This window comes from Paraburkholderia strydomiana, from assembly GCF_046030495.1.
In the GTDB taxonomy this organism is placed as follows: domain Bacteria; phylum Pseudomonadota; class Gammaproteobacteria; order Burkholderiales; family Burkholderiaceae; genus Paraburkholderia; species Paraburkholderia strydomiana_A.
Genome location: NZ_JAQQCJ010000041.1, coordinates 1 through 25,420, shown reverse-complemented (window position 1 = coordinate 25,420; position 25,420 = coordinate 1). Strand labels below are relative to the sequence as shown.

26 protein-coding genes and 1 pseudogene are annotated in these 25,420 nt (G+C 63.1%); 21 read left to right on the top strand and 6 right to left on the bottom strand.

Annotation, left to right across the window (positions count from 1 at the left end):
• Window positions 1-173: 173 nt before the first annotated feature.
• Window positions 174-533 carry a DUF3564 domain-containing protein gene (locus tag PQQ53_RS33440; protein WP_408141956.1) on the bottom strand — a complete coding sequence of 120 codons (360 nt, stop codon included), beginning with the start codon at window positions 531-533 and terminating at the stop codon, window positions 174-176.
• Between the two features lie 161 nt (window positions 534-694).
• On the opposite strand from PQQ53_RS33440, the gene PQQ53_RS33435 reads away from it, so the two are divergent.
• Window positions 695-1,375: a DUF4410 domain-containing protein gene (locus PQQ53_RS33435; RefSeq protein WP_408328858.1), complete on the top strand. Its 681-nt coding sequence runs from the start codon at window positions 695-697 to the stop codon at window positions 1,373-1,375.
• Between the two features lie 48 nt (window positions 1,376-1,423).
• Here PQQ53_RS33435 and PQQ53_RS33430 read toward each other — a convergent pair whose 3' ends face one another.
• Together PQQ53_RS33430 and PQQ53_RS33425 are read right to left on the bottom strand one after the other, a co-directional pair.
• Window positions 1,424-3,130 (bottom strand): acid phosphatase, encoded by a 1,707-nt coding sequence (locus PQQ53_RS33430; RefSeq protein ID WP_408328855.1) that lies wholly within the window; start codon window positions 3,128-3,130, stop codon window positions 1,424-1,426.
• Window positions 3,131-3,229: 99 nt separating this feature from the next.
• Complete coding sequence (locus PQQ53_RS33425; RefSeq protein WP_408154166.1) at window positions 3,230-3,517, bottom strand: hypothetical protein; 288 nt, start codon at window positions 3,515-3,517, stop codon at window positions 3,230-3,232.
• 223 nt (window positions 3,518-3,740) lie between these two features.
• Between PQQ53_RS33425 and PQQ53_RS33420 the strand changes: the two genes are divergently transcribed.
• Window positions 3,741-4,715 carry an IclR family transcriptional regulator gene (locus PQQ53_RS33420; RefSeq protein ID WP_408141964.1) on the top strand — a complete coding sequence of 325 codons (975 nt, stop codon included), beginning with the start codon at window positions 3,741-3,743 and terminating at the stop codon, window positions 4,713-4,715.
• A gap of 98 nt (window positions 4,716-4,813) precedes the next feature.
• Here PQQ53_RS33420 and PQQ53_RS33415 read toward each other — a convergent pair whose 3' ends face one another.
• Window positions 4,814-5,887 (bottom strand): porin, encoded by a 1,074-nt coding sequence (locus PQQ53_RS33415; protein ID WP_408141965.1) that lies wholly within the window; start codon window positions 5,885-5,887, stop codon window positions 4,814-4,816.
• Window positions 5,888-6,326: 439 nt separating this feature from the next.
• Here PQQ53_RS33415 and PQQ53_RS33410 point away from each other — a divergent pair, with 439 nt between their 5' ends.
• From PQQ53_RS33410 to PQQ53_RS33330, 17 genes are all read left to right on the top strand, one after another.
• Window positions 6,327-6,641: a non-heme iron oxygenase ferredoxin subunit gene (locus PQQ53_RS33410; protein ID WP_168664133.1), complete on the top strand. Its 315-nt coding sequence runs from the start codon at window positions 6,327-6,329 to the stop codon at window positions 6,639-6,641.
• Window position 6,642: 1 nt separating this feature from the next.
• Window positions 6,643-6,954 carry a recombinase-like helix-turn-helix domain-containing protein gene (locus PQQ53_RS33405; RefSeq protein WP_408141967.1) on the top strand — a complete coding sequence of 104 codons (312 nt, stop codon included), beginning with the start codon at window positions 6,643-6,645 and terminating at the stop codon, window positions 6,952-6,954.
• Between the two features lie 49 nt (window positions 6,955-7,003).
• Window positions 7,004-8,098 carry an aromatic ring-hydroxylating dioxygenase subunit alpha gene (locus PQQ53_RS33400; RefSeq protein ID WP_408154168.1) on the top strand — a complete coding sequence of 365 codons (1,095 nt, stop codon included), beginning with the start codon at window positions 7,004-7,006 and terminating at the stop codon, window positions 8,096-8,098.
• On the top strand, window positions 8,091-8,858 hold the full coding sequence (locus PQQ53_RS33395; protein ID WP_408328853.1) for an SDR family oxidoreductase: 768 nt from the start codon (window positions 8,091-8,093) through the stop codon (window positions 8,856-8,858). Before PQQ53_RS33400 ends, PQQ53_RS33395 begins: the two co-directional genes overlap by 8 nt.
• Before the next feature lie 26 nt (window positions 8,859-8,884).
• The gene (locus PQQ53_RS33390) at window positions 8,885-9,412 is read left to right on the top strand and encodes a cupin domain-containing protein (protein ID WP_408154172.1); all 528 of its coding nucleotides are present in this window, start codon (window positions 8,885-8,887) and stop codon (window positions 9,410-9,412) included.
• A 39-nt stretch (window positions 9,413-9,451) separates the two neighbouring features.
• Window positions 9,452-10,354 (top strand): alpha/beta fold hydrolase, encoded by a 903-nt coding sequence (locus tag PQQ53_RS33385; RefSeq protein ID WP_408328850.1) that lies wholly within the window; start codon window positions 9,452-9,454, stop codon window positions 10,352-10,354.
• Entirely contained in the window at window positions 10,355-11,242 is an 888-nt protein-coding gene (locus PQQ53_RS33380; protein ID WP_408141978.1) for an IclR family transcriptional regulator, read from the top strand. It abuts the gene before it with no gap.
• A complete protein-coding gene (locus PQQ53_RS33375; protein WP_408328848.1) occupies window positions 11,239-12,051 on the top strand; it encodes an SDR family oxidoreductase in 813 nt (270 codons plus the stop codon). Before PQQ53_RS33380 ends, PQQ53_RS33375 begins: the two co-directional genes overlap by 4 nt.
• Window positions 12,044-13,702, top strand: a complete 1,659-nt coding sequence (locus PQQ53_RS33370; RefSeq protein WP_408328845.1) for a thiamine pyrophosphate-binding protein — start codon at window positions 12,044-12,046, stop codon at window positions 13,700-13,702. Before PQQ53_RS33375 ends, PQQ53_RS33370 begins: the two co-directional genes overlap by 8 nt.
• Complete coding sequence (locus PQQ53_RS33365) at window positions 13,695-14,525, top strand: aspartate dehydrogenase (protein WP_408141984.1); 831 nt, start codon at window positions 13,695-13,697, stop codon at window positions 14,523-14,525. Before PQQ53_RS33370 ends, PQQ53_RS33365 begins: the two co-directional genes overlap by 8 nt.
• 48 nt (window positions 14,526-14,573) lie before the next feature.
• On the top strand, window positions 14,574-16,064 hold the full coding sequence (locus tag PQQ53_RS33360) for an aldehyde dehydrogenase (protein ID WP_408328876.1): 1,491 nt from the start codon (window positions 14,574-14,576) through the stop codon (window positions 16,062-16,064).
• Window positions 16,065-16,082: 18 nt separating this feature from the next.
• Window positions 16,083-17,048, top strand: coding sequence for a VOC family protein (locus PQQ53_RS33355; protein WP_408141986.1), 966 nt, complete (start codon window positions 16,083-16,085; stop codon window positions 17,046-17,048).
• The gene (locus PQQ53_RS33350) at window positions 17,041-18,306 is read left to right on the top strand and encodes an NAD(P)/FAD-dependent oxidoreductase (protein WP_408141988.1); all 1,266 of its coding nucleotides are present in this window, start codon (window positions 17,041-17,043) and stop codon (window positions 18,304-18,306) included. The genes PQQ53_RS33355 and PQQ53_RS33350 overlap by 8 nt, the downstream gene beginning before the upstream one ends.
• Window positions 18,307-18,331: 25 nt before the next feature.
• Window positions 18,332-19,735, top strand: a complete 1,404-nt coding sequence (locus PQQ53_RS33345) for an MFS transporter (protein ID WP_408141990.1) — start codon at window positions 18,332-18,334, stop codon at window positions 19,733-19,735.
• Window positions 19,736-19,950: 215 nt separating this feature from the next.
• A complete protein-coding gene (locus PQQ53_RS33340) occupies window positions 19,951-20,202 on the top strand; it encodes an RHS repeat domain-containing protein (protein WP_408328843.1) in 252 nt (83 codons plus the stop codon).
• 98 nt (window positions 20,203-20,300) lie between these two features.
• Window positions 20,301-23,792 carry an RHS repeat-associated core domain-containing protein gene (locus PQQ53_RS33335; protein WP_408328840.1) on the top strand — a complete coding sequence of 1,164 codons (3,492 nt, stop codon included), beginning with the start codon at window positions 20,301-20,303 and terminating at the stop codon, window positions 23,790-23,792.
• Window positions 23,793-23,818: 26 nt separating this feature from the next.
• Window positions 23,819-24,313, top strand: a complete 495-nt coding sequence (locus PQQ53_RS33330; protein ID WP_408328837.1) for a hypothetical protein — start codon at window positions 23,819-23,821, stop codon at window positions 24,311-24,313.
• Between the two features lie 50 nt (window positions 24,314-24,363).
• On the opposite strand, the gene PQQ53_RS33325 is transcribed toward PQQ53_RS33330, so the two are convergent.
• Window positions 24,364-24,444, bottom strand: coding sequence for a SymE family type I addiction module toxin (locus PQQ53_RS33325; RefSeq protein ID WP_408328873.1), 81 nt, complete (start codon window positions 24,442-24,444; stop codon window positions 24,364-24,366).
• Entirely contained in the window at window positions 24,425-24,598 is a 174-nt protein-coding gene (locus PQQ53_RS33320) for a hypothetical protein (protein ID WP_408328834.1), read from the bottom strand. The genes PQQ53_RS33325 and PQQ53_RS33320 overlap by 20 nt, the downstream gene beginning before the upstream one ends.
• A gap of 79 nt (window positions 24,599-24,677) precedes the next feature.
• Here PQQ53_RS33320 and PQQ53_RS33315 point away from each other — a divergent pair.
• Together PQQ53_RS33315 and PQQ53_RS33310 are read left to right on the top strand one after the other, a co-directional pair.
• Window positions 24,678-25,031, top strand: a pseudogene (locus PQQ53_RS33315) (RHS repeat-associated core domain-containing protein); the annotation flags it as partial.
• Window positions 25,025-25,393: a DUF6984 family protein gene (locus tag PQQ53_RS33310; RefSeq protein ID WP_408328832.1), complete on the top strand. Its 369-nt coding sequence runs from the start codon at window positions 25,025-25,027 to the stop codon at window positions 25,391-25,393. The pseudogene PQQ53_RS33315 and the gene PQQ53_RS33310, both read left to right, overlap by 7 nt.
• The last annotated feature ends 27 nt before the right edge of the window (window positions 25,394-25,420 follow it).

Here is a 25,420-nt window from a genome sequence, read left to right as displayed (position 1 = left end):
CTAATGCGTGGACTTTCGACTCTACGCACGCATGCTTAAGACCGGCTTAACCGCACGCGACGCAGAATGAAAGTAGGTGACACGGCGTACAAACGCCCGCGCGCACGAGCGAACGCGAGCCGTGAACGGAACTTTCGACCGACACAATCGGCTCTTGAAAAAGACGCTAAAACTTAATTACCGAACACGCTGTTTTCGGCGCGAACCGTTTGACGGTCCACGGCTTGCAGGCGCCAGAACCCACTGGTCGGCGCGCGGGTCGGCAAACCAGTCCAGGCGGCGGCGCCTTGCGCCGCGCTCACGCGTTGCTTGCGGTCCACGTGCAAGCCTCGCAGCGTACATAACGGTGCATCCGTGCGGGGCGCACAGAGCGTGGTGACGCCGTCTTCGTCGTGCAACTCGCCCCAGGGGGGCAGATCGATCCCTTGATGCGCTTCTCTCGACCACCGGTGTTCGTCGGTGTCGAGCCATAGCACAGCGTAGTCGTGGTTGACGGTGGGATCGGAACCGTTGATCAGGATGGTCAGTCGCATGGCAGGTTCCGTACAAAGTGCGAAGTAATCCTCTAACAGTCTATGCGGTGAAGCGCGTTATGCAAGGCAAAAGGTATGAGGATCGGATACGAAAAAACGGACGCCCGCTGCGCGCGGCAGTACGATAGCCGACGTCACGATGACGGTCGCGGAGGCGCGCCATGCTGCGTCGATTTCTGCAATTCACGATGATGGCGGCATGCCTGAGCGCGGCGACTCCGCTCAGCGTGGCGGCAGCGGACAGCGTGCCGTTCGCCGCACCCGCGCCGGTCGTCTATGTGTCGAACTTCGATCTGGATGTGGCGAACATCGCGCCGGATAGCGGACCGGGGCAACGCGTGCGTCGGCTGCGCGGTTTGCTGCCGGCCGGACCAGGACCAGAGGACCAGGAGAAGAATCCGGAGGAGCACGCCGCGCGAATCGTGAACGAGATGGCGGACGCGTTGACGGAAGATCTGAAGAAGGGCGGTGTCGATGCGCGCCGCATCGCGCCGGGACAGCCGTCGCCGGCTGCCGGTTGGCAAGTGCGCGGCGTGTTTCTGAGCGTCGACGACGGCAATCGCTTGCAACGCGCGATGGTGGGCTTCGGCGCGGGCCAGAACGATATCCAGGTGGCGGTGTCCTGCGACAGTCTGGGCGCGGCCGATTTGCCGCCGCTGTATCAGGCGGTCGAAGAGGCCGGCAGCAAGACCATGCCGGGCGCGGCGATCAAACTGAATCCGTATGTGATCGCGGCCAAGTTCGTGATGGCGAGCGGCGACGAGAGCAAGACGATCCGGAAGACGGCGCAGGAGATTGCGGACGCGGTGATCGTGAAACTGCACGCGGCGGCGACGCAATAGAGCGCGCGCGTCGCCGCCGGCCAATCCCACTTCGCCAGCCAAACGCCTTCAGGCCAGATCCAGCGACGCCGTCAGATCCCCCAGCGGTGCCAGCCCATTGCTCGCGAACGCCCGGTCCCGCGCACGCACGCCATCGAGCGGCGTCAGCCCGTGCACGCGGCTGATGAAGCGAAGAATCGAGTTGGTGTCGTACACCGTGTGGTCGACGTAACCCTTCTTCGCCAGCGGCGAAATCACCAGCGCGGGAACCCGCGACCCCGGACCCCAGCGGTCGCCTTGCGGCGGCGCAACCGGATCCCACCAGCCGCCGTTTTCATCGACGGTGACGATCACGACCGTATTCGCCCACTGCGGGCCGCGCTGGATATGCTCGATCACCGTCGCGATGTGACGGTCGCCCGATTCGACGTCTGCGTAGCCAGCGTGCATATTCAGATCGCCTTGCGGTTTGTAGAACGTGACGGTGGGTAAGCGCCCCGCATCGATATCCGCGATCAGCCGGTTCGTCGACGCGTCGTTGCCGAGGCCGCCGTCGCGCAAATGCCGGCGCCGTGCCGCCGTGCCCGGCGCGTAGTTGGCGAAGTAGTTGAACGGCTGGTGGTGATACTGGAAGTCGGGCACCGCGCCGGTATCCTGATGCTCCATTGCGTATTGCCACGCGCCGCTATACCACGCCCAATCGACATCTTTGTCCGTCAGCCGGTCACCGATCGTCGCGTAGTTTTGCGGTTGCAGCACGCGTGGATTCGACGGATCCGCGAAGGCCGGATTGCCGCCTTCGGCCGGGCGCACGTTGCTCGGTTGATACGGCGGCGCCATCGTGTTGACGGCATAGCCATCGGCCGTGAAGGCGCCGTCGTTGACGAATTTCGGCGGACCGTCGAGCGCGGACGCGGGCGAGTCATGCGCCATCTTCAGGCGCGTGCCGGTCGGATCGTCGCCTTCCACCACCGACACCAGTTTCTTCGCCGGGCTGTTGTGGATGTCGGGATAGAACGGCGCCTGCGCCGAAATCAGAAAGATGTGGTTCAGCCACGAGCCGCCGAAAGCCGCCATGAAGAAGTTGTCGCACAGCGTGTATTGCTGCGCGAGATTCCACAGGCGCAGCGAATCGGCGGAATTGCGGTAATGCCCCATGACGAGTCCGCCGGAATCGCCCCACGCGGCGAACTGGTTGTTGCGGCCGGCGTTGATCTGCATCTGGTTCTGATAGAAGCGATGCACCAGATCGCGCGTGATCACGCCGGTCGGCAGCGGCGCGCCGTGCGCATCGACGATGCGGAAAGGGCGGTTGTGCAGATGATCCAGATCGTTCTGGCCGATCATGAAGCGCCGGCCGTCCACTTGCTGGGCTTGCGGCACGAGCCCGCCCCAGATCGCGGGCAAGCGGGGCAAAGGCGTCTTGCCGTCGCGGTCGAGTTGCAGATAGCGCTCGGCGCTCACCGCGTCGAGCGGATGCTGGACGCCGGGGAAGTTGCCGTACAGATTCGCAAAGCTGCGATTTTCCGCATAGATCACCACGATATGTTTGACCTGATCGTGCAGCGCGGCGTCGAGGCGCAAGTCGGCGGCGCTGTGCGGTGCGCCGTCGCTCGCCTCAGGCTCGTGGGTCTTGCAGCCCGTCAGCGCGAGGCCGAGGCCGACCGCCGCGAGCCCGGTTAGGACGCGGCGGCGGTCGGGATCGTCGGGGGTGTCGGCGGGATGGTGAGCCGTGGTGTCGGCGTTCGGCGGGAGGCTGGAATCGTGGTCGGTCATCGGTGAGTTCCGAAGTGGACGTGACGGGCGCATGACCGCCGCTCGGGGCGGCGCGCGCGGCACCGGTTGCGGATTCGTGGAGGCGGGTGGCCTCGCGGGCTAAGGCAGCCGACGCTTCACGCGCCAACTATTGTGCGTTGCATCGACGGCGAGCAGCAGCCAATGCCGCGCATCCACAGGATGACGCCGTTGCGTTGCATAGCGGTCGACGTTCAACTCAAGTTCGTCATGCGCGCGCCGGCGACAGGTGGCATGCGCCCCCGAGCCGTCCGCGAATTCGACGATCGCAGCGGCTGGTCCGGCCGGCTCGGGCAGATGCGCGATGCTGACTGCGCAGCCCGGATATAGATGCGAGTCGGCAACCTGGATCTGAATGGAACTGGACATGATCGTGGCCTCCATACGCTTGAGCGGAGCGAGAGCGCGGCAGTGATGCCCAGCGCAATGGACCGGATCAAAGAATAGCACCGCGCAGCCTTTCCGCAATGGGTCACGGCGACGATAGTCGCGTCGCTTCCGAGCCGCGGCCGCCGCCCGTTAATGAGCGCCGCACGCTTCGCGCTATCATGCTGGTCTGACCATGATGAACAGCATAAAACGGCAGCCCAAGATGGCAAAAGAAGAGCAAACAGGAGCGGGACGCAAACTGACGAAGCCACGTAGCGCGGCCGCCTCGTCATCGAGCGACGATGCGGCGTTGCCGCAAACGGACGCCGCCGCCGCTTCCACCGATCCCGCCGACGAAGAGAGCGCCGGCGCATCGACCTATCTGGTGCCGGGCCTCGAGCGGGGCCTGCGCATTCTCGCCGAATTCAGCGCGCGAGAGCCGGTGCTCGGCGCGCCGGAGTTGTCCAAGCGTATCGGCATTCCGCGCACCACCACCTTCCGCTTGTTGCAGACGCTCGAAGCGCTCGGCTTTCTCGAGCGCGTCAACGGCGACCGCTATTTCCGCCTGAGCGTCGGGGTGCTGAGGCTCGGTTTCGAATATCTGAGTTCGCTCGAACTGACGGACGTCGGCACGCCGATTCTCGAACGTCTGCGCGACGTCACCGGGCTGAGCACACACCTGCTGATTCGCGATCAACGCGATGTCGTGTTCGTCGCCAAAGCGCAAACCCATGCGCCGATGTTCAGCTCGGTGAAAGTGCACGTCGGTACGCGTTTGCCGGCCCATGCGACGGTACACGGCCAGGTGCTGATGGGCGATTTGAGCTTCGAGGAATTGCGGCAGCTGTATCCCGAGCCGCAACTCGAACGATTCACCGAACGCACCCCGGCTACCGTCGAAGAGTTGTATGGACGGGTGCGCGAAAGCGCGGCGCTCGGTTATGCGCTGAGCGAGGCGTCGTTCGAGCGGGGCATTTCGGTGGTGAGCGCGCCGGTGCGCGATCAGAGCGGCAAGATTGTGGCCGCGTTGACCGTCACGATTCCGCGCTCGGATATCGGCGAAGCCGAAGAGCGCGAGCCGCTCGTCATCGCCGTTTGCCAGGCGGCGCTCGAACTGTCCGAGCGTCTCAGCTATCGTCCCCGGCCGGATGATCCGACCGCGGCTCAGGCGCGCCGCAAGCAGGTCGCGGCAAGCTGAGCGAGCGCTGACGGTGGCGTCAGCGCTGGTTCGCAAGTCCGGTTGCGCGTGCAGCCGGACTGCGTATTTCACACCACTCTCACCGTCCGTTCAACAGATCAGAACGAATGATGGATGCCGGTCAGGACAATCGTCTGGTTCCGTCCGCTCGACACACCCGCAGTGAAGAACGCGGCGTTGGTGTCCGAACCCGCGCGCTGATACAGCGCGTTCACATACACCTGCGTAGACTTCGACAGCGCGTAGATATCGCCGATCATGAATTGCGTCCAGCGATGCCCGGCCAACGTCGTCGTCGCGGCACCGCCGGCCACGGTGTTGAACGGTGTGAACTGGTAATTCGCGCCCGCGTCGTAGCTCTGGTACGTGTCCGAATGCCCCGCCGACTCCAGCTTCACACGCGTGTACAACGCGTGCACCAGCAGCTTGCCGAACTGGTACGACGCGCCCGCGCCCATGTTCTGAACCTTGTCGGCGACATAGTTGGCGGATGGCACGCCCTGGAACGTGGTGATGCCGGTCGTGACGATCGACGGCGTACGGTCGTGTTCGTTCGAATACGCCGCGCCCGCCTTGAACGGACCGTTTGCATAACTAAGCGCAAAGCTCATTGTCCGGCCGGTGGAGAAATTGGTCGTGTTGCCCAGACCCATCATCGCGCCAACGGAGAAGCCGCCGAACGTTGCTGACCGGAATTTCGCCGAGTTGTCGAACGGCACCACGCCGGTGTCGGCGAGCGAGTCGATATTGCCCGGATGGAACGCATACCAGCTCGCGGCCAGATAGGCGGTGCTCAGCGGACCTAGCACGTCGAAACTGAACGGCGTCTGATGGCCGAAGGTCAGCGCACCGATCTTGTCGGAACTCAAGCCGACGAACGCCTGGCGATTGAACAGCGTGCCCGACTTGGCGAACGCGCCAGTGTTCGTGTAGAAGCCGTTCTCAAGCTGGAAAATCGCCTTCAGACCGCCACCCAGATCTTCCACGCCCTTCAGGCCCCAGCGGTCGGGCTGCATGTTGCCCTGTTCCATCATCCACTTGGAATGACCTCCCACATTGCTGACGTACGCGATACCGGCATCCAGACTGCCGTATAGCGTCACACTGCTCTGCGCCCATGCGCTTGTGGTCGCGCAGATTGCCGTCAAGCCGGCTGCAATGATGTGCTTCACCGTTGGTTCTCCTGATCACACGACGCTGGCTTGCGCCAAATGCGTCGTCCCTGATCCTTGCTTTGGGGTTGAATGCAGTTGCGGGTTTATGCGCGAAAACTGCTCTGCTTTATGTTTCACCTATGGGCGTTTGTATCGCCTATGGAAAAGTATAGTGAGTCTAGAAGTGGTCAAAATAAATTTTCGGACCCCGTACAAACCCGAATAATGCGTCATGCATTGACCTGAAAATTCGGTGCAAACCCAAGCCCGATAAGACTTGGAGCCGGCTCGTGAGCATCTCGCGGAGTCCTTCGAGCAGTGTCGTGGGCGCCACAGTCAGTGTTTTCCCCTACGACTTCAGATTTTTATTTTTTCTCGCCGAAGCCACTCCTATAATCATCCATACACGAACTGATGTTCCTTATGTGGAACACAGAGCTTCAGGAGAAGGCGAGAAATGACTGATCAATGGCGCTGCGCCGGCCATGCCGGCGACCTGTCCGAAGACGCGCCGCTCGAGTTCAAACTCGACGGCACCGAAATCGGCATCTACAAGGTGGGTGACGAGCTTTACGCACTCGAAAATGTTTGCCCCCACGCATACGCATTGCTGACGCAAGGCTTTATCGACGGCGACACCGTCGAGTGCCCGCTGCACGAGGCCGTGTTCCATATCCCCACCGGCAAATGTCTGAAAGAGCCCGGCGGCCGCGACCTGAAGATGTATTCCGTACGTCTCGCAGGCGAAGAAATCCAGATCAAGGTGGCATGACATGCGTGAGGTAGCCGTGAACTTCAATCCTTTCCTGAAACCGTGGCTTGCGCCGCAGCCGAACAACGTCGCAGGCAAGGGCGTGATCGAGAAGCCGGGCGAAACCGACAACTTCATCTGGCAAACGCGCAAGGCCGAGCCGACCCAATACGAGAACGACTTCGGCGACGCGCTCGAAAAAGTCTTCGAAGCGGGCGCGATGGAGTTGCAGGAGGTGGTCGACGGTTTGAACCGTATCGGCTTCCGTACGCCGGAAGGCACTGCGTGGGACGCCGAGCGTCTCGCCACCGAATTCCGCCTGCTCGCCGACTAAGCGCGCTTTCCCGAACACGTTTCATCGCATCCGTACCCGGAGTCTCTTCATGACGTCCCCCACTACAACTCAAGGCGCAGCCGACCCGATCCAGTCGTACCTGAACAAAGGTCTGCGCAACTACTGGTATCCGGTCGCGCCGAGCTGGCAAGTCGGCGACGCGCCGGTCGGCATCACGCGCCTGGGCGACCAGATCGTGCTGTGGCGCGACAAGGAAGGCAAAGTCCGCGCGCTCGAAGACCGCTGCCCGCATCGCGGCGCGCGTCTGTCGCTCGGCTGGAACCTCGGCGGCAGCGTCGCGTGCTGGTATCACGGCATCGAGGTCGACGGCAGCGGCACGGTCCAGAAAGTGCCGGCCGTGTCGGCCTGTCCGCTGGAAGGCCAGAAGTGCGTGAAGTCGTATCCGGTCGAAGAGCACGCCGGCGCGATCTTTCTGTGGTTCGGCGACGACGCGCATCAGGAACCCGCGCCGCTCACGCTGCCGGAAGAACTGGTCGGCGAGGAGTACGCGAGCTTCCTGTGCATGTCGCACTGGAAGTGCAATTACCAGTACGCGATCGACAACGTGATGGACCCGATGCACGGCGCGTATCTGCACGCGAGCTCGCACTCGATGGCCGAAGGCGACAAGCAGGCCGACATGCGCGTGCGCAAGACCGAAACCGGTCTGATGTTCGAAAAGGTCGGCCAGCGCGACGTGAACTTCGACTGGGTGGAACTCGGCGAAACCGGCACCCTGTGGATGCGCCTCGCGATTCCGTACAAGAAGAAGTTCGGCCCGGGCGGCAGCTTCGGGATCATCGGCTTCGCCGTACCCGTCGACGAAGACAACTGCCAGGTCTATTTCTGGCGTACCCGCAAGGTGCAAGGCTGGCAGCGCGACGCATGGCGCTTCCTGTATCGCAACCGTCTTGAAGGTCTGCATTGGGCCGTGCTCGAGCAAGACCGCTATGTGCTCGAAAGCATGGCGCCGAACGCGCGCGACCACGAATTCCTCTATCAGCACGACGTCGGCATGACGCGTGTGCGCCGCATGCTGCGCCAGCGCGCGCAACAGCACTTCGCCGAGCTCGACGCGCATCGCGCTCAAGTGGCGGCAGCCGCGCCGGCCGCGACGCAAGCAGCAGGCCACAGCCATGCATAACGACGCACACGCAGCGCTCAATGGCCGGCGCGTCCTCGTGACGGGCGGCGCGCGCGGCCTCGGCGCGGCGTTTGTCCGTGCGCTGGTGCAAGCCGGCGCGCAAGTGGTGTTCGGCGACGTGCTGCACGACGAAGGCACGGCGCTCGCAGCCTCATTGCGCGAGCAAGGCCATGCCGCGACCTGCCTGCCGCTCGATCTCGCCAACCCCGTCAGCATCGAACAGTTCGCGCAGCAAGGCGCCGCGCAACTCGGCGGCATCGACGCGCTGATCAACAACGCGGCGATCACCAACTCCGGCGGCAAGTTCGCCGACGAGTTGTCGATCGAGACGTGGGACGCCGTGATGAACGTCAACGTGCGCGGCACCTGGCTCATGAGCATCGCCGCGCTGCCGTATCTGCGCGACTCGGGCCGCGGCAGCATCGTCAACATCGCGTCGGACACGGCGATGTGGGGCGCGCCGAAGCTGCTCGCGTACGTCGCGAGCAAGGGCGCGGTGATCTCGATGACACGCTCGCTGGCGCGCGAATTCGGCGCCCATCAGGTGACCGTCAACGCGATCGCGCCGGGCCTCACCGAAGTCGAGGCCACCGCGTACGTGCCCGCCGAGCGTCATGAGTATTACCTGCAAGGCCGCGCGCTCACGCGTGCGCAAGTGCCCGACGACGTGACCGGGCCGGTGCTGTTCCTGTTGTCCGACGCCGCGCGCTTCGTGACCGGCCAGTTGCTGCCGGTGAACGGCGGCTTCGTGATGAATTGATCTTGTCGAATCGAAAGGAGAAAGAAATGGCGGACGCCGATATCGAACGCAAATCGTGGGACCAACCCGTGGATGCGAGCTTCGCGCAATGGCTGGACAGCCGCGTCGCGCGCCTGGAAACGCGTCGCTACGACTGGGACGCGCTGAAGTTCCAGGCCGACTACGACCCGAAGTATCGCCGCGCGCAAATGCGCTATGTCGGCACGGGCGGCACGGGCGTCGCGAAGGACATGAACACGGTGCCCGCGGGCGGCTTCACGTTCTCGACGATGGTGATCCCGGCCGGCAACATTGGCCCGAGCCATATTCATATGGATGTCGAAGAAATTTTCTTCGTGCTGCGCGGCAAGATGAAAGTGATCTGCGAGAAAGACGGTGAAACGTGGGAAGCCGTGCTCGGCGAGCGCGATCTGATCTCGGTGCCGCCGGGCGTATACCGCACGGAAATCAACATCGGCGAAGAAGACGCGCTGATGTGCGTGATGCTCGGTTCGCCGAAGCCGATCACGCCGACGTATCCGCCGGATTCGCCGCTGGCCAAGCTCAAGCGCTAAGCCTGCCGCATCGTTGTGAAAACACCCGCGAAGGAAATCATGTCCGCAGTCCTGTCCGTTACCGCCGATCAGCACGCCACGCTCGAAGCACGCCTTGCGCGCTCTCCGGCGCGGCAGGTCTTGCTGGCCTCGCAAGGCACGCTGAGCTATCGCGAAGCCGGTAGCGCCGCCAACAGCGCCAACAGCGCCGCGCTGCCGCTCGTGCTACTGCACGGCATCGGTTCGGGTGCGGCATCGTGGGTGCAGCAGTTCGACGTACTCGGCGCGAGCCGCCGTGTGCTGGCGTGGGACGCGCCGGGTTATGGCGCGTCCACGCCGGTCGCGGCGGCGTCGCCCGGTGCCGACGATTACGCCACCGTACTGAAGGACTGGCTCGACGCGCTCGGCATCCAACGCTGCGTGCTGGTGGGACATTCGCTCGGCGCCATCATCGCGGGTGCGTTCGCTGCGGCTCATCCGCAGCGCGCGGCCGGTCTGCTGCTGCTGTCGCCGGCGGGCGGTTACGGCGCGGCATCGGCTGAGGTGCGCGAAACGAAACGCGATCAGCGCCTCGCCATGCTGAACGAACTCGGCCCGCAAGGTCTCGCCGAAAAGCGCAGCGGCAATATGCTGTCCGCACACGCGGACGACGCAGCCTGTGCCTGGGTGCGCTGGAACATGTCGCGCGTGATTCCGCACGGCTACGCGCAAGCCACCCATCTGCTCGCCAACGCCGACCTCGCGCGCGACCTCGCGCGCTTCAAAGGCCGCGTCAGCGTCGTGGTCGGCGCCGACGACACCATCACCCCTCCCGCAGCCTGCGAGCGAATCGCCCTCGCTGCGGGCACCCAATTGCAGGTCGTGCCGCGCGCGGGACACGCCGGCTATATTGAAGCACCCGCCGCGTACACCGTGATCATCGACACGTTCTGCCGCGTGAGCGGCGGACAACGGAGCCAATGAATGACGCCCGACACTATCAACGCCGAGCGCGACGCGGACGACGAGCGCAACGACACCGGTAGCGATTCCGGCTACCGCGTGCCGGGTCTGGAGCGCGGTCTGAAGATTCTGACCGAGTTCTCGCCGCGCGAGCCGGTTCTCGGCGCACCGGAATTGTCCCGGCGCCTGAAGATTCCTCGCACAACCGTGTTCCGTCTGCTGCAAACGCTCGAATCGCTCGGCTTTCTCGAACGCGCCGACAAGGACCGCAACTATCGCCTCGGCGTGGCGGTGCTGCGGCTCGGCTTCGAATATCTGAGCTCGCTCGAATTGACCGACCTCGGCCTGCCGATCATCGAAGCATTGCGCACCGAAACCGGCTTGACGAGCCACATCGTGATTCGTGACGGACGCGATGTCGTGTTCGTCGCCAAGGCGCAGAGCCATACGCCGATTTTCAGTTCGGTGAAGGTCAACGTCGGCACCCGCCTGCCCGCCTATGCGACCACGCACGGCCAGGTGCTGATGGGTGACATGACGCTCGACGATCTGAAGAAGCTCTACCCGGAGCCGGAACTCGAACGCTTCACGAAGCAGACGCCCGCCACCGTCGAAGACCTGTACGAGCGGATTCTCGATGACGCGCGGCGCGGTTTCGCGCTCAGCGAGTCGTCGTTCGAGCGCGGCATTTCCGTGGTCAGCGCGCCGGTGCGCAACGACACGGGCCGCATCGTCGCGGTCATCACGACGACGATTCCGCGCCACGAGATCGACGCATCGCTGCTCGACAGCGGCTTGATCGACAAGGTCCGACGCGCGGCCGACGAACTTTCGCAGCGGCTCAACTATCGGCCGAAGAACGGCCCGAACGCGGGCAGCAAATACATGAAGGCACTGGGACTCCGATGATTCAAATCGACTTGACCGGGCAGGTGGCGGTGGTGACGGGCGGTTCGTCCGGCATCGGCCTCGCGAACGCCGAACTGTTTCTGCGGGCGGGCGCCTCGGTCGCGATCTGCGGCCGCGACACCGACCGTCTCGCCCAGGCGGAAGCCGCGCTGAAGGGGCAGTTCCCCGACGCGCAACTGCTGGCGCAAAGCTGCGACGTGCTGAACGCAGACGACGTCAACGCGTTCGCGCAAGCGGTACAGCAACGCTTCGGCCGCACCGACATGCTGGTGAACAACGCAGGCCAGGGCCGCGTATCGAAGTTCGCGGACACCACCGACGACGCCTGGCGCGAAGAACTCGACCTGAAGTACTTCAGCGTGATCCGCCCGACCCGCGCGTTCCTGCCGATGCTGCGCGATGCAGCCGGGGGCGGCGCGGGCAACGCGACGGTGGTTTGCGTGAACTCGCTGCTCGCGTTGCAACCGGAGCCGCACATGGTGGCGACTTCATCGGCGCGTGCGGGCGTGCAGAACCTGATCAAGTCGCTCGCGGTGGAACTCGCACCGCAGCACATCCGCGTCAATTCGATTCTGATCGGCATCGTCGAATCGGGTCAGTGGCGCCGCCGTTATGCGAAAGAAGCGCAGCCGGGCCAGAGCTGGCAAGACTGGACCGCCGAACTGGCGCGCAAGAAAAACATTCCGCTAGGCCGCTTCGGTCGTCCCGAAGAAGCCGCTCAAGCGCTCTTTTACCTGGCTACGACGCTGTCGTCCTATACGACGGGCAGTCACATCGATGTTTCTGGAGGCGTTGCACGACATGTCTAACAAAACCACCGTTGGCGAACTGATCGCCGCTTTCCTCGAGCAATGCGGCGTTCAAACCGCATTCGGCGTGATCTCGATCCACAACATGCCGATCCTCGACGCGATTCATCACCGCGGCAAGATCCGTTATGTCGGCGCGCGCGGCGAAGCCGGCGCGGTGAACATGGCCGACGGCCTCGCGCGCGTCTCCGGCGGCCTCGGCGTCGCGTTCACCAGCACCGGCACCGCGGCGGGCAACGCGGCGGGCGCGATGGTCGAAGCATTGACCGCCGGCACCGCGCTGCTGCACGTCACCGGCCAGATCGAAACCGAGTATCTCGACCAGGACCTCGCGTACATCCACGAAGCGCCGGACCAGCTGTCGATGCTGTCGTCGATCTCGAAGGCCGCGTTCCGCGTGCGCTCGGTCGAAACCGCGCTGCCGACCATCCGCGAAGCCGTGCGCGTTGCGCAAACGGCGCCGAGCGGTCCGGTCAGCGTCGAGATTCCGATCGACATTCAGGCCGCCGAAATCGAATGGCCCACCGATCTGGCCGCGCCGCACGTCACGACGCTCACGCATTGCAGCCAGCGCGTCGCGCAACTCGCGGAGCAACTGGTCAACGCGAAGCGCCCGCTGCTGTGGCTGGGCGGCGGCACGCGTCATGCGACGAAGGCGGTCGAACGCCTGGTCGCGCTGGGCTTTGGCGTCGTGACGAGCGTGCAGGGCCGTGGCGTGCTGCCCGAAGACCATCCGGCGACGCTCGGCGCGTTCAACGTGCATGCGTCGGTCGAGAGCTTCTACAAGACCTGCGACGCATTGGTCGTCGTCGGTTCGCGTCTGCGCGGCAATGAAACGCTGAAATACAAGCTCGCGCTGCCGCAACCGCTGTATCGCATCGACGCCGACGCGCTCGCCGACAACCGCGGCTACCGCAATGAGATGTTCATTCATGGCGATGCATCGGCCGTTCTCGAAGAACTCGCGACGCTGCTCGAAGGCCGCCTGAAGGTCGATCCGAAGTTCGCACAGGATCTGGCCGCCGCGCGCGAGCGCGCAGTCGCCGACGTGGGCAAGGGCCTCGGCCCGTACAAGCGCCTCGTCGACGCGCTGCAGGAGGCGGTGGGCCGCGACTACAACTGGGTGCGCGACGTCACGATCTCGAACAGCACGTGGGGCAACCGCATGCTGAAGATCTTCTCGCCGCGTGCGGGCGTGCATGCGCTCGGCGGCGGCATCGGCCAGGGCATGCAGATGGGCATCGGCGCGGCGCTCGCGGGCAATGCCGCGAAGACCGTGTGCCTCGTCGGCGACGGCGGCCTGATGGTCAACGTGGGCGAACTCGCGACGGCCGTGCAGGAAAACGCCAACGTGATGATCGTGCTGATGAACGACCAGTGCTACGGCGTGATCCGCAACATCCAGGACGCGCAATACGGCGGCCGCCGCTGCTACGTCGATCTGCATCAGCCGGATTTCGCGCAGTTCTGCGAGAGCCTGAAGCTCACGCACTACCGCATCAAATCGCTCGACCAGGCCGATGCGATCATCCGCGAAGGCATCGCGAAGACCGGCCCGGTGCTGGTCGAAGTGGACATGCTGTCGGTCGGCTCGTTCGCGACCGCGTTCGCGGGCCCGCCGGTCAAGGAACAGGAGCCCGAACATGCATGAGGCCGGCTACGCGGGGCATCACGCACCCGTCGACGTCGCGATGATCGGCTTCGGCGCGATCGGCCAGGCGGTGTACCGCGCGGTCGCCGCCGATCCGACGGTGAGGGTGTCGCACGTGATCGTGCCGGAGCGTCACATGGCGTCGGTGCGCGAAGTGGTGGGTGCGTCGGTGGATGTGGTGACGTCGGTTTCCGCATTGAGCAGCCAGCCGCATTTCGCGCTGGAATGCGCGGGCCATAGCGCGCTGGTCGATCACGTGGTGCCCTTGCTCAAAGCCGGCACGGATTGCGCGGTGGCGTCGATCGGTGCGTTGTCCGACATGATGCTGCTCGACGCGTTGTCCGCCGCCGCCGATGAAGGCGACGCGACGCTCACGCTGTTGTCCGGCGCGATCGGCGGTGTGGACGCGCTGGCCGCGGCCAAGCTCGGCGGTCTCGACGAAGTGCTGTACACGGGCCGCAAGCCGCCGACCGGCTGGCTCGGCACGCCGGCCGAACAGCTGTGCGACCTGAATACGCTGAACGAAGAGCGGGTGATCTTCGAAGGCAGCGCGCGGGAAGCGGCGCGGCTCTATCCGAAGAACGCCAACGTTGCCGCGACGATCGCACTGGCCGGCCTCGGTCTGGACCACACCACGGTCCGGCTGATTGCCGATCCGAACGTGACGCGCAACGTGCATCGCATCGTGGCGCGTGGCGCATTCGGCGAGATGTCGCTGGAAATGTGCGGCAAGCCGCTGCCGGACAACCCCAAGACGTCCGCATTGACCGCGTACAGCGCGATGCGCGCGCTGCGCAATCGCGCGGCGCGCTGCGTGATCTGAGACCTTGGCCGAATAGTTGAATAGTTGAAGCAAACCGGAATGACCGACATGACTCACTTCGATACCAGCCTCGTGCCCACCGGCGATATTTTCATCGGCGGCGAATGGCGGCAAGGGCGTGGCAACCCGTACAAAAGCCTGTATCCGGCGGATCAGTCGGTCAACATGGAAATTTCGACGGCCAATGCCGACGACGCCCGCGACGCGGTGAAAGCCGCCGACCTCGCATGGCGCCGCGCGGACTGGTCGGGTCTGAAGCCGCACCAACGCGCGCTGATCCTGTACCGCATCGCCGATCTCATCATGACGCGCCACGAAGCGCTCGCGCAATTGCAGCGCCGCGACAACGGCAAGCCGATCGGCGAGACGCGCGTGCTGGTGGCGAGTGCCGCGAACACGTTCCGCTATTTCGCGGCCTGCCTCGAAACGCTCGACGAAGAAGTGACGCCCTCGCGCGGCGACTATCTGACGATGAGCCTCTATGAGCCGATCGGCGTGATCGCGGCAATTACGCCGTGGAACTCGCCGATTGCATCGGATGCGCAAAAGCTCGCGCCGGCATTGGCAGGCGGTAACGCGGTGGTGCTGAAGCCCGCTGAAGTCACGCCTTTGACTTCGCTGGCATTGGCGCGCATCTGCGAAGAAGCCGGCGTGCCGAAGGGTGTGATCAGCGTGCTGCCCGGCAAGGGCTCGGTGATCGGCGACGTGCTGGTGCGCCATCCGCTCGTGAAGAAGGTGTCGTTCACGGGCGGCACCGAAGTGGGCCGCGGCATCGCGCGCATCGCGGCGGACAAGCTGATGCCGGTGTCGCTCGAACTCGGCGGCAAATCGCCGACCATCGTGTTCGACGACGCCGATCTCGATCACGCGGTCAACGGCGTGCTGTACGGCATTTTCAGTTCGTCGGGCGAGGCGTGCATCGCGGGTTCGCGGCTGTTCGTGCAGCGCTCGATCTACGACGCGTTCATGAAGCGCCTCGCCGAAGGCGCGCGCAAGCTGCGCGTCGGCGATCCGTCGCGTCCTGAAACGCAGATGGGTCCGCTGATCACGGCGGCGCATCGCGAAACGGTCGAGCGCTATGTCGCGCTGGGTCTCGAAGAAGGCGGGCGCCTCCTGTGCGGCGGCGAACGTCCGGTCGGCGATGGCCGCGAAGCCGGCACCTACTTTCAGCCAACGATTCTCGAAGGCCTCACCAACGACGCGCGCATCTGCCAGGAAGAAATCTTCGGGCCGGTGCTGGTAGCAATGCCGTTCGACGACGAGGCCGCGCTGCTGAAAGACGCGAACGACAGCGTGTTCGGCCTCGCCGCCGGCATCTGGACGCGCGACTACAAGCGCGCGTATCGGATCGCTCGCGCACTCGAAGCCGGCACCATCTGGATCAACACCTACAAGCTGTTCTCGATTTCGACGCCGTTCAGCGGCTGGAAAGAGAGCGGCATGGGACGCGAGAAAGGCCGCCTGGGCATCCGCGAATACATGCAACAGAAGAGCCTCTATTGGGGCTTGAACGACGCGCCGCTGGCGTGGGCAAACTGAATACGCAAGAGGCACGTTATGACAATTCTCGGCATTGAACAGATTATTTACGGCGTGACGGATCTCGCCACCTGCCGCCGCTTTTTCGCGGACTGGGGCTTGAAAGAGACCGCACACGACGAGACGCACGCTCGCTTCGAAACGCTGAATGGCTGCACGGTTCTCGCCGTCGACGCGAACGACCCGTCGCTGCCGCCCGCTTTCGAAGAAGGCCCGACGCTGCGCGAAGTGACCTGGGGCGTCGCGACGAAAGCCGAACTCGACGAATTGCGCGGCCGCTTCGCCGGTCAGCCGGGCCATTTCGAAACCGACGACGCAGTGGGCTGCATCGACCCGAACGGTATGGCGATCCGCGTCGAGGTGACCCGCAAGCGCGCGCTCGACGTGCACGGTTCGCCGTCGAACGTGTGGGGCCAGACGTTGCGCGTCGATCAGCCGTCGCCGATCTACGAACGTGCGGAGCCGGTCGAAGTGGGCCACGTCGTGTTCTTCACGAACAAGCTCGCCGAACAGGAAAAGTTCTACCAGGCGCTGCTCGGCTTCGAAATGTCGGACCGTTATCCGGGCCGCGGCGCGTTCATGCGCTGCGCGCCGCACGGCGGCCATCACGACATTTTCCTGCTCGCGCTGCCCAACGGTAAGCGCGGTTTGAATCACGTCGCGTTCACCGTGCGCGACATCCACGAAGTATTCGGCGGCGGCATGCACATCAGCCGCTGCGGCTGGGATACGCAACTCGGGCCGGGGCGTCATCCGGTGTCGTCGGCGTACTTCTGGTACTTCCAGAATCCGGCTGGCGGTTTGATCGAGTACTACGCGGATGAAGACCAACTCACGCCCGACTGGCAGCCGCGCGATTTCGAGCCGGGGCCGACGGTGTTCGCCGAATGGGCGATCGACGGCGGTATCGACGGCAATACGCGGCGCCAGAAAAACGCGAAGGCGCCGGAAGGCAAGTTCATGACGGAGCGCAAAAATGACTGACGCTGCTACTGAAAAGGCACAAGCGGCGCATGCCGGGCTCGAAGCGCCGCGCACGATCGTCGTGATCGGCGGCGGCCAGGCGGCCGGCTGGGTCGTGAAGACGTTGCGCAAGGAAGGCTTCGGCGGCCGTCTCGTGATGATCGCCGACGAGGTGCACCTGCCGTACGAACGTCCGCCGCTGTCGAAGGCCGTGCTGGCCGGCGAAGCGGATATCGACACCGTCCGGCTGGTCAAGCCCGACGACTTCGATGCGCTGAACGTCGAAGCGTGGCAACCGGATTGCGCGAGTTCGATCGATCGCGAGCAACGTATCGTGCGCACGCAGTCGGGCCGCGAAGTGCACTACGACCGCCTCGTGATCGCCACCGGCGGCGCGGCGCGCAAGCTGCCGGATGCGCTCGTGAAGACCTCGCACGTTACCTACCTGCGTACGCTCGACGAAGCCGTCGCACTCGGCGAGCGGCTGCGCGCAAGCAAACGCGTGCTGGTGGTGGGCGGCGGCTGGATCGGCCTGGAAGTGGCGGCCACCGCGCGCAAGCTCGGCGTCGGCGCGACCGTGGTGGAAGGCGCGCCGCGTCTGTGTGCGCGCTCGCTGCCGCCGATGGTGTCCGGCTTCCTGCTCGACCTGCATCGTGCGAATGGGGTGGACGTGCGCCTGAATGCGTCGCTCGTGAAGCTTGAAGATCATCCGCACGACGCCAACCGGATTCGCGCCACTTTCGCGGACGGCTCGACGCTCGACGCCGATTTCGCGGTCGCCGGCATCGGCCTCACGCCGCACACGGCGCTGGCCGAAGCCGCGGGCGTGAAGGTGGACGACGGCATCGTCGTCGATCATTTCGGCGCCACGGACGACCCGCGCATTTTCGCGTGCGGCGATGTCGCGAATCATCCGAGCGCGTGGCTCAAGCGCCGCGTGCGACTGGAATCGTGGGCCAACGCGCAGAACCAGGCGATCAGTACGGCGAAGGCCTTGCTCGGCACGTTCGAACCGTACGCGGATATTCCGTGGTTCTGGTCCGATCAGTACGACGTCAACCTGCAAATCCTCGGCGATATTCCGGGCGATGCGCAACTGGCGGTGCGCGGCGATTTGCCGGGCAAACGCGCGACCCTGTTCCATCTGGAAGACGGCGCGATTCGCGGCGTGATCGCGATCAATACGCCGCGCGAGCTGAAACTCTCGCGCAAATGGATGAACCAAGGCCGAACCATCGACCTTGCCACCCTGACCGACGCCTCGACGGCGCTTGCCTAACCACATCTACGGACGGCACCACGGCATGAGAACCATCGACAACACCATGGGAGACCGCAGCAGCGCCGGTGTCTCAGGCCCCGTGACCCGGGGCTCGATCATCGCGCGTCTCGAGCGGTTGCCGAAGAACGCGATGCAGGTGCGCGCGCGCATTCTGATCGGACTCGCGACGTTCTTCGACGGCTTCGACGTGATCGCGATCGCGGCCACGCTGCCGATCCTGATCGCGAAGTGGCAACTGACGCCGTGGGAGATCGGCTTTCTGATCGGCTCCGGTTCGGTCGGGCAACTGATCGGCGCATTCGTGTTTCCGTGGTACGCGGAGCGCAAGGGCCGCGTGAAGGCGATCGCGCTGAGCTCGGGGATCATCGGCATCACGAGTATTGCGTGCGGTTTTGCGCCGACGTTCGCCGCGTTCGTCGTGCTGCGTGTGATCCAGGGTTTGGGGCTCGGCGGTGAATTGCCGGTGGCCGCGACTTATATCAACGAGATCAGTCGCGCGCATGGCCGCGGACGTTTCGTGCTCCTCTATGAAATCGTCTTTCCGGTTGGCCTGCTCGCCTCGAACGCGCTGGGTGCGTGGATCGTGCCGCGCTTCGGCTGGCAAGCGATGTATTTCATCGGCGGCATGCCGTTGATCCTGTTCTTCGTGTTGCGCAAGCTGGTGCCGGAATCGCCGCGCTGGCTCGCCGAGCGCGAACGGATGGCCGATGCCGACGCCGCCGTGCATGCGTTCGAACGCGCCAGCAAAGGTCCGTTGCCGCCGGTGGTCAATGCGGCCGAGTTCGACGCGATGGCGAATCGTCATCCGAAGCGCCGCATGGCGGACCTGTTCGGCCCGGCTTATCTGAAGCGCACGCTGGCTGTGGCGATGCTGTGGATTACTTGCGGCTTCATCCAGTACGGTCTGTCGACCTGGCTGCCGACGATCTATCGCACGATTTATCACGCGCCGCTGCAACTCGCGCTGAATCTGGCGGTGGCGGCTTCGGTGCTCGGCGTGCTGGGCTCGCTGACCTGCGCGTTGCTGGTCGACAAGGTGGGACGCAAGCCGATCATCAACGTGTCGTTCATCGCATGCGCGCTTTCTCTGGTGCTGGCGGGCGTGTTCCACGGTTCGTCGGTGTATGTGGTGGCGACGTTCTGCGCGTTGGCGTTGGGCTTCCTCGCGTGCGGTTTCATTACTGCATACGTGTACACGCCGGAGTTGTATCCGACCAGTATCCGCGCGATGGGCTGCGGTGTCGGCGGCGCGTGGCTCAAGGTGGCGGCGATTTTCGCCCCGGCGATCGTGTCGAAGACGATGATCGGCGGCAACTTGCAGGTGGCGTTTTATATTCTCGCGGCAGTGCCGTTTCTCGCGGCGATGGCGGTGCATTTTCTTGGCATCGAGACCAAGGGGAAGGTGCTGGAGCAGCTGGAGGCTTGAAGGGGTGAGGGGTTTGGTGGGCGGTTGATGGGCGGTGAGGTCGTGCCGCGATTGTTGTGAGACGAAGGGCACATCGGGTGATGTGCCTTTTGTTTTTTGTGGCGTGCAAACGTGAACTCTGTAGGAGATTTCCTGCGGAAGTAAAGATAGATCCGATATAAATCGAAACTCCGTTGCGATACCGTATAAGGATTAATGGAGCTATTGAAAGAGGTATGGCCTCGATGGTGAGTTTTGATCTATCTCCAAGTGCAGTTCGGAAACCTCACGAAGTTATTGAGACGGTGATCCGCTACGTTGCAGGCGGCCTCGTCGCCACTTTGTTTGCGCTCCCCGCTCTTTCCTTCGCCGATGACATTACCTACGGCTATGACGCGTTGGGACGGCTTGTTTCGGTGACTGTCGCCGGTGCCACCGCGTATTACGACTACGACGCAGCGGGAAACATTACTGCGATCCGGCGGTAGGCTTCGATAGCTCACGTAAGTTCTATTTTCTCTGCCAGTCAATTTGCGACGCGCTTGGCGCGTCAGCTGCGCGTTCCCTCTTTTACCTACCAGCCCTAATGTCAACGTTCGATGCTGCTGCCGCCATGTGCCGTACGCGCTCGCCTGTGCGCCTCTTCTTTTTGCTGCTGTTGGTGCTGCTGTCGTGGTTCATCGCTCCGCATGCGCATGCCGCCACCGATTGCGATTCGAAGTATATGAATGCGGGTGCCTTCCCGGCCGATCCGCTATGTCCGCTGAATGCGGCGTCCGCTGACTTCGGCGGGTTGGGAGGATATGCGTGCGGCGATCCCAATACGGTCGCAGCGTATTGCAGCGGGCCGTCAGCTAGTGACACGAATGAGCCGGCATCGCCCGAAGGCAGCATGCCTGACCCGGGGCAGAACAACTGTTCGACCGATTCCACGGCCGGGTGCGGTAACAGCACTTCAGGCGCAGATCCGGTGAACCTGTACACCGGCCAGTTTTATCAGTACAGCCACGATCTGACGGTAGCCGACACGGCAGGCGGTCTCGATCTGGTGCGGGTCTACCGTAGCGGTGCCTACGATTCGGCGGGCAAGCCTCTGGCGGCAGCTTTCGGTGTGGGTATGAGCTTCACCTACGACACGATCCTCGCGATGAGTGCCGACCATCAGAGGCTGGAACTGCGCCAGGCGAGCGGTATACGCGTGCCGTTCACCCCGCGCGCAGGCAGCGCCAGGATCTGGGACAACCTGACGAGCCCGGGAGAGTACTTCCGTGCCCGGATCGATGCAGTCGGCAGTTCAGGCATGACGATTACCTTGCGTGACGGGCGGGTGCAGCAGTTCACGCTGATTGGCGGCGTCAACCGTCTCACCCGTTTGCAGGACCGCAACGGCAATGCGATCGTGATCGCGCGCAACAGTACAACGGGCGCGGTAACGACCGTCACCAGCCCGAACGGTCGCGTGCTTGGCTTTACGTCGGTGACCGGCAGCCGAGGTACGCCACTGGTGTCGCGCGTTAGCGATCCGCTCAAACGGGAGGTCGCATACCAGTACGACAGTCAGGACCGGCTCATCCAGTTCACGGACGCCGGGGGCGGTGTATGGAAATACGGCTGGGACAACCAGAGCCGTCTTGCGAGCATTACCGATCCGCTGGGCAACGTCCAGGTGACCAATACTTATGGGAATGGCGGAGACCTGAACGACCGCGTCATCGCACAGAAGCTTGCCGATAACAGCACGTTTGGCTTCGCGTACACGCTGACCGGCGGCAAGGTGATGAAGAGCGAAGTCACTGACCGGCGCGGCAGCATCCGCCGGCTCGAATTCGATGCTAGCGGCCGCGTGTTGCGCAACACCTTTCCGGCCGGGCTGGACATCGCTTTGGTCCAAACGTTTACCTATGACGCCACTGGCCGCGTGACGAACCTCACCTCGACCGACCGCCGGTATAAGTATGCGTACGACACGAACGGCAACCGCATCAGCGAGGCCGATCAATATGGCGTCCTGGTGACACGTAGCTTCGACAGCTACAGCCAGTTGCTGACGGAAGCACAAACGGGCGACCCGCAACGCGGTGTAAGCACGGCCTACACTTATGACTCGAAGGGCAATCTGCTGACGGTCACTGACCGGTTGGGCAATCGCACGACGTGGACGAACGACAGCCAAGGCCGTCCGCTCACGGTGACTGACGCGCTCAAAGGCGTGACGAAATTTTCGTGGACGGGCCCCGATCTGGCTAGTGTCACTGATCCATTGAATCGGACAACGTCGTACACAGTGGATGCAGCAGGTCGGGTGACGGCAGTGCGGGATCCGCTGGGCAATGTCACGCGCCGCAATGTCGATGCCTGGGACCGGACCACGGACATTACCGATGCCGCTGGCGGGGTGATCCACCTCGCGTGGGACAACGCCGGTCGCCTGCTCAGTCAGGCCGATCCGAAGGGTGTCACGACGCGCTATATGTACAACGCGATCGGCCGTCCTGTGAGCAGGACCGATCCGCTTGGTCACAGCGAGACATACACGTGGAACAGCGCGGGGCAGATTGCCACGGTGACCGACCGCAAAGGTCAAGTGACTACGTACACCTACGATGCGGCCGGCCGACCGGTGCAGACCGCATTTCAGCCTGCTGCCGGTATGCCCGGTTCGCGTCGCTGGGAATACGGCTGGGACATGACGCTGAACAGATTGACCGGCACCAACGACTTTGGTCCAAGCACGCATGGAGAAACGGAGGCCAATGACCTCCTCACCAGCACGCTGTTCTACTACGACAGCGTAACGGGCAGATTCATGGGTGCGATGGACTTTCCGACTATCGCGGGTCGCTGGACATACCGCTTCGCACCCGATACCCGCGATGTGGCCGGGATCGATATGGATCGCGCGGCGGTGGACTACAGCCGCGACGCGGAACGTCGGGTGACGCAGATCCAGTACCAGGTGAACGGCGAAGCACCGCGTACATTCAGCTATTCATACGATGCCCTGGGCCGGCGCACTCAGGTGACGTTCGCCAATGGGCTGACGGCGACCTATACATGGGATGCGGCAAGCCAGTTGACTGGCATTGTGTACAAGCGGGCCGATGGCAGCGTATTGGGCGATCTAACATACGGCTACGACCTGGCAGGTCGTCGCACGAAAGCGGGCGGTAGCCTCGCGAAGGTGAATTTGCCACAGGCGGTGAACGATGCGCAGTACAACGCAGCAAATCAATTGACACGCTGGGGAGGCAAGACTTTTTCGTATGACTTGAACGGCAATCTTGCAAGCGATGGGGTGAATCGGTACGGGTGGGATGGACAGGACCTCCTGAGCCAGATTAGCGGCGGTGCGACGGCAAGCTTCAGCTATGACATGTTCGGCCGGCGCAGGAATAGCACGGTGAATGGTCACGGGATGCAGACGAGCTGGATCGAGAATGAACTGAACCTGCTGATACCGGACGGGGACTGGTCCCAGCGTATCCGCGTGTTCTCTCCCTACGCGGAAAGCGGTCCAGATGAATTGACGTACCGACGCATAGGGGATGATGCGAGCCGTGACCGTTATGTGCTGCGCGATGCGAATAACAATGTGATTGCGCTGACGGATGCTAACCAGCAGAGTCAGACGCAGTACAGTTACGAGCCGTATGGTGGGACTAGCCAGGCAGGCGTGGATGATCCGAACCCGCAGCAGTTCACAGGGCGGGAGAACGACGGGACGGGGTTGTATTACTATCGGAGCCGGTATTTCAGCCCGCAAACGGGTAGGTTCATCAGTGAGGACCCGATCGGCTGGGCAAGTGGGCAGACGAATGCGTATGCTTATGGCGGCGGCAATCCGGTGCAGTTCACGGATCCGTTTGGTGAGTCCAAACTCATGCCCATTACGGGCGGGCCGCGGGGCGGGTTTATCGTTCATCCTTTTAAACCCAACGTGAACTACTACGATTCAAATGGCGACTTGTCGGCTCAGTATCATGGTGGTCATTCTCATGATGGGATGACGCCGCATGGCCACAACGCAGGTCCAGGGTTTGATCGCAACGACGGGCTGGAACTCTGCCCAATTCCATAGGCGGTTTCAGTAAAAGGGCGAAGAAAATGGACGAAGTAAGTGGTTCTGCGTGGCCCGTTGTGAAAGACAATGAGTTTCTCCTGAAGGTCTTCGGGAGATACCCTTCCTTTCATGATGCGAGCGTGCTTTCCATTAGCATGGAGCGAGCCAAGCGGATGAGAAGACATGATCCGGCAGCTGGGCCCGTCGATCCACGTCGGCTGGAGTTTGTCGACGTGATACTTGAAGTATTACACCGCGAGCATCGACCGGCGGTCGAGCGGATTGAGCGGTCGGATTACGCGGTCACGATCGCCCTCCTGGATGTGCGCAGTGCCAACATTGATGTCAACGCCATGCTTGATGACAGCTTTGTTTCGGAAATCAGTTTGCGGCATCAGCCTGACGGTTTACTTGCGTTTGATCTTGAGCCTAACATTGGACTTGACGTCCGGCTTGTTTGTGCGGCAGCGGAAATCCGTTCCATCCGGCCTTATCGCGGCGCTGTGCTGCTTGAGCCCAATATCGTGGTGTTTCCATAGCTGATGTGGCGTTGTGAAGTGCAGAAGGGCCGCTTGCGGCCCTTCTGCATTTAAAGCGGCGTAACGATGAGCTTCTGGTGCTCGACGGTGATACGCACGCGCTGTCCGGGTTCAAAGCCGGCGGTCTTGATCCACCCGTCCGGAGAGCTTCATCCACGGAAAGGTGGCCGGCTCCTTGCGCATATGGAAGGGCAGGCGTGCCGGTTTCTGACAGCGCCAGGATTCCTGGATGGAGACAGAGCGTTCGGTGACGGGTGGACGTGCTTTATGATTGGCATCAGCCATGATCAACTCTTGGTGTGAGTTGGTGGTGGCAGCGGGCGGTGAGTGTTGACGCACTCATCGCCCGCGCTTCGTTTACTATCGCAATCGCTACTACAACCCGAGCATCGGAAGGTTCATCAGTGAAGACCCAATAGACTGGGCGAGCGGGCAGACGAATGCGTATGCTTATGTGGGTGGGAATCCGGTGCAGTTCACGGACCTTACCGGTGAAGCTGGCATTACCTTCGGGCATGGAGCGCGGCACCTTGCGGACACGGGGCTTTCGGCACAGTGTGTTGAAGGTGCAATATCTGCGCAGGTACAGCCACCGCTGCCCCAAACCATTATCGGCGCTGGATTTTGGGGACCAGTAGTTGTTGGTGGCACCCGAATCCAGTATCGAGGGATGCCTATCGACGGCGGCGTACATTTAGGAACATATTTCCGATGGTGATCATTGGTTATCGAGAGCCTGCAGCGCACGAGCGAAAACTGATGGATTCACTCGTTGCTCCCGATTTCCCGGGGGTAGCGCAGATTCGGGAGCAGCTAAGGTCGTGCAATGTGGGAGAGCTCGATGATGAAGGTAGCCTTGGCTTGCAGATACAAAGCGCTGTAATTGCGTCGGTCATTACGAGGGTGCCGGTTGAACTATATGCGCCGGATATGGATGGTTTCGACGTGCACGTTCTGCTGCATGTGGTCGATGGGATATGCCAGGAGATCGAAATCTATAAGGACGCTCCCGGACCCATAAGGAAACTGCCGGAGAGATGGAATTACTTTGTACCATCGGCGGACGGCTCGAATCCTTGAAATTTGCTGATGCATGATAGAAGGGCC

What these genes read in the sequence shown, in the direction of transcription:
- PQQ53_RS33440 (WP_408141956.1), bottom strand. Translation starts at nt 533, where the DNA reads ATGCGACTGACCATCCTGATCAACGGTTCCGATCCCACCGTCAACCAC.
- PQQ53_RS33435 (WP_408328858.1), top strand. Translation starts at nt 695, where the DNA reads ATGCTGCGTCGATTTCTGCAATTCACGATGATGGCGGCATGCCTGAGC.
- PQQ53_RS33430 (WP_408328855.1), bottom strand. Translation starts at nt 3,130, where the DNA reads ATGACCGACCACGATTCCAGCCTCCCGCCGAACGCCGACACCACGGCT.
- PQQ53_RS33425 (WP_408154166.1), bottom strand. Translation starts at nt 3,517, where the DNA reads ATGTCCAGTTCCATTCAGATCCAGGTTGCCGACTCGCATCTATATCCG.
- PQQ53_RS33420 (WP_408141964.1), top strand. Translation starts at nt 3,741, where the DNA reads ATGGCAAAAGAAGAGCAAACAGGAGCGGGACGCAAACTGACGAAGCCA.
- PQQ53_RS33410 (WP_168664133.1), top strand. Translation starts at nt 6,327, where the DNA reads ATGACTGATCAATGGCGCTGCGCCGGCCATGCCGGCGACCTGTCCGAA.
- PQQ53_RS33405 (WP_408141967.1), top strand. Translation starts at nt 6,643, where the DNA reads ATGCGTGAGGTAGCCGTGAACTTCAATCCTTTCCTGAAACCGTGGCTT.
- PQQ53_RS33400 (WP_408154168.1), top strand. Translation starts at nt 7,004, where the DNA reads ATGACGTCCCCCACTACAACTCAAGGCGCAGCCGACCCGATCCAGTCG.
- PQQ53_RS33395 (WP_408328853.1), top strand. Translation starts at nt 8,091, where the DNA reads ATGCATAACGACGCACACGCAGCGCTCAATGGCCGGCGCGTCCTCGTG.
- PQQ53_RS33390 (WP_408154172.1), top strand. Translation starts at nt 8,885, where the DNA reads ATGGCGGACGCCGATATCGAACGCAAATCGTGGGACCAACCCGTGGAT.
- PQQ53_RS33385 (WP_408328850.1), top strand. Translation starts at nt 9,452, where the DNA reads ATGTCCGCAGTCCTGTCCGTTACCGCCGATCAGCACGCCACGCTCGAA.
- PQQ53_RS33380 (WP_408141978.1), top strand. Translation starts at nt 10,355, where the DNA reads ATGACGCCCGACACTATCAACGCCGAGCGCGACGCGGACGACGAGCGC.
- PQQ53_RS33375 (WP_408328848.1), top strand. Translation starts at nt 11,239, where the DNA reads ATGATTCAAATCGACTTGACCGGGCAGGTGGCGGTGGTGACGGGCGGT.
- PQQ53_RS33370 (WP_408328845.1), top strand. Translation starts at nt 12,044, where the DNA reads ATGTCTAACAAAACCACCGTTGGCGAACTGATCGCCGCTTTCCTCGAG.
- PQQ53_RS33365 (WP_408141984.1), top strand. Translation starts at nt 13,695, where the DNA reads ATGCATGAGGCCGGCTACGCGGGGCATCACGCACCCGTCGACGTCGCG.
- PQQ53_RS33360 (WP_408328876.1), top strand. Translation starts at nt 14,574, where the DNA reads ATGACTCACTTCGATACCAGCCTCGTGCCCACCGGCGATATTTTCATC.
- PQQ53_RS33355 (WP_408141986.1), top strand. Translation starts at nt 16,083, where the DNA reads ATGACAATTCTCGGCATTGAACAGATTATTTACGGCGTGACGGATCTC.
- PQQ53_RS33350 (WP_408141988.1), top strand. Translation starts at nt 17,041, where the DNA reads ATGACTGACGCTGCTACTGAAAAGGCACAAGCGGCGCATGCCGGGCTC.
- PQQ53_RS33345 (WP_408141990.1), top strand. Translation starts at nt 18,332, where the DNA reads ATGAGAACCATCGACAACACCATGGGAGACCGCAGCAGCGCCGGTGTC.
- PQQ53_RS33340 (WP_408328843.1), top strand. Translation starts at nt 19,951, where the DNA reads ATGGCCTCGATGGTGAGTTTTGATCTATCTCCAAGTGCAGTTCGGAAA.
- PQQ53_RS33335 (WP_408328840.1), top strand. Translation starts at nt 20,301, where the DNA reads ATGTCAACGTTCGATGCTGCTGCCGCCATGTGCCGTACGCGCTCGCCT.
- PQQ53_RS33330 (WP_408328837.1), top strand. Translation starts at nt 23,819, where the DNA reads ATGGACGAAGTAAGTGGTTCTGCGTGGCCCGTTGTGAAAGACAATGAG.
- PQQ53_RS33320 (WP_408328834.1), bottom strand. Translation starts at nt 24,598, where the DNA reads ATGGCTGATGCCAATCATAAAGCACGTCCACCCGTCACCGAACGCTCT.
- PQQ53_RS33310 (WP_408328832.1), top strand. Translation starts at nt 25,025, where the DNA reads ATGGTGATCATTGGTTATCGAGAGCCTGCAGCGCACGAGCGAAAACTG.